Annotated in this window: 1 protein-coding gene; it reads right to left on the reverse strand. The window is 58.8% G+C overall.

Features of this window, described 5'->3' with window-relative positions:
• On the reverse strand, positions 1–1719 hold a 1719-nt coding region (locus ACT3RP_RS17865), incomplete at its 3' end, for a condensation domain-containing protein (RefSeq protein ID WP_444624368.1).
• Positions 1720–1785: the final 66 nt, after the last annotated feature.

The following is a 1785-nucleotide window of genomic DNA, read 5'->3' on the forward strand; positions in this document are numbered from 1 at the left end:
ACGGGTATCCCTCTGGTGTGCCGGCGCATCAAGAAGGAACGGTGCATCCCAACGCGCCGTTGCCAACTGATTCAGTCCTGCGACCAAGCTCGCAAACGCATCTTCAATCAGCCCTTGCGGGAAGACGCCTTCCAGTACATCCCAGGAGAACAACAAGGCCCCCTGATGCTCGTACATTTGATGGTCGAGCCAAACCTGAGGCGTTTGCGACAAGCCGCCGTCCGGCGCGAGATTCGGAAAACCGGTCGGCAGGGGCTGATCGAATAGGCTATCGGAGATGCCCAGCGTACTGGTAAAGACCACAGGCAACGCTGCTGCTATTGTGCCCACTCGCTTCGCGCGCTCACGCTGGACCCAAATGGAAGACACTTCCCGATACTCTAGTACCTCCGCGATCTGCTGCTGTATAGCACTCGCTTGTTCTGTAAGCGAGGCGTCCGCGAGCGGATGGCAGGCAACGGGAGCCAGCGACGTGAAGTCACCGAGCACATAATCGATATCCGAATGAACCGGCTGACGATCAAATAGCGTCAGGTTGACGGTATGCGCCTTGCCACCACTCCAGCGAGACAACACCTGTGCATAGACCAGTAAGACCAATACCGAGGGAGTCAAGCCACCCTTTCTGGCCTGCTGCCTCACTGCCTGCCAGGTCGCTTTATCGAGACGCCCACTGTGACGCCTGAATTTTACTGATGTCAGTATTTGGGGGTCGCAAACCATCGGCAACGTGGCTGCAGCCGGAAGATCATCCAGCCGTGCACGCCAATACGCTTCGGCCCGTTGCCGCCGACTGGGCGCCGGTCTGACCTGGACCACATAGTCTCGAAATCCTATCCCTGTCTGCCTCAGCACATGATCCGGGTCGCCGTAACACAGTGCGAAGTCATTGAGCAGGCGCTTGATACTGTAGCCATCGAGAGTTAGATAATTCAGGAACAAGCCCAGCCGGTAGCCATGTTGACCATAGCGAATCGCCCTCAGGGCAAACATCGACTCCTGCGATAAATCTGCCTGATGTGCTTCCCATACACGGTGAAGGCGCTCACGAGCCTCTTCCGCGCTGTCAGCTCGATCCGCTTCCAGCGTTACGCGACACACCGGCACCGATGCACGTATATGCTGCCCTTCATCGTTAACGACAGCACGCAGCATATCGTGATGTTCAACCAACCGATTCCACGCCTGCTCAAGCCGCGCCAGATCCACTGCTTCGCCATCCAGCTCAATCAAATAATGTGTGCCACAGCTCAGCGGCAAGCCCGTCGATTGCCCCACCCAGTAGGCCCGCTGGACTTCCGTCAGCGGGAAGGGTTCGTAACGATTGGCGGGGTCCGGCCGTATTTCAACACGCGCTTCATCCGTGTCGACCCGCTGTAGTTCACCCGCGAAATCAGCCAGCGCTGGCTTCGCGAAGAGCGTTCTCAGTCCTTCCGGTGCTCCGAGACCCTGCTGCTTGAGCGAAGCGATAACCTGCGTCGCCAGCAGACTATCGCCACCGAGTTCGAAGAACCCCTGGTGGCGTCCGATCCGGTCCAGCTCCAGCAACCGCATCCAGAGATTGGCGACCTGAAGCTCCCGTTCACCTTTTGGCGCTTCAAAAGTCTCCGCCACTGCGGCGGTTTGGGCGTTGACTGTCGCCACCACGGCCTTTCTGTCGACCTTGCCGTTGGCACTCAGTGGCAACGCATCCAGCACCAGCAACTGTCCCGGGATCATGTAGTCCGGCAGCGCCTGCTCCAGCGAAGGTGTCAGAGCCGCGAGGAACGACGCCTCGTCGTCCGG

Source organism: Halomonas sp. AOP5-B2-8, assembly GCF_052376475.1.
Taxonomy (GTDB): Bacteria; Pseudomonadota; Gammaproteobacteria; order Pseudomonadales; family Halomonadaceae; genus Vreelandella; species Vreelandella casei.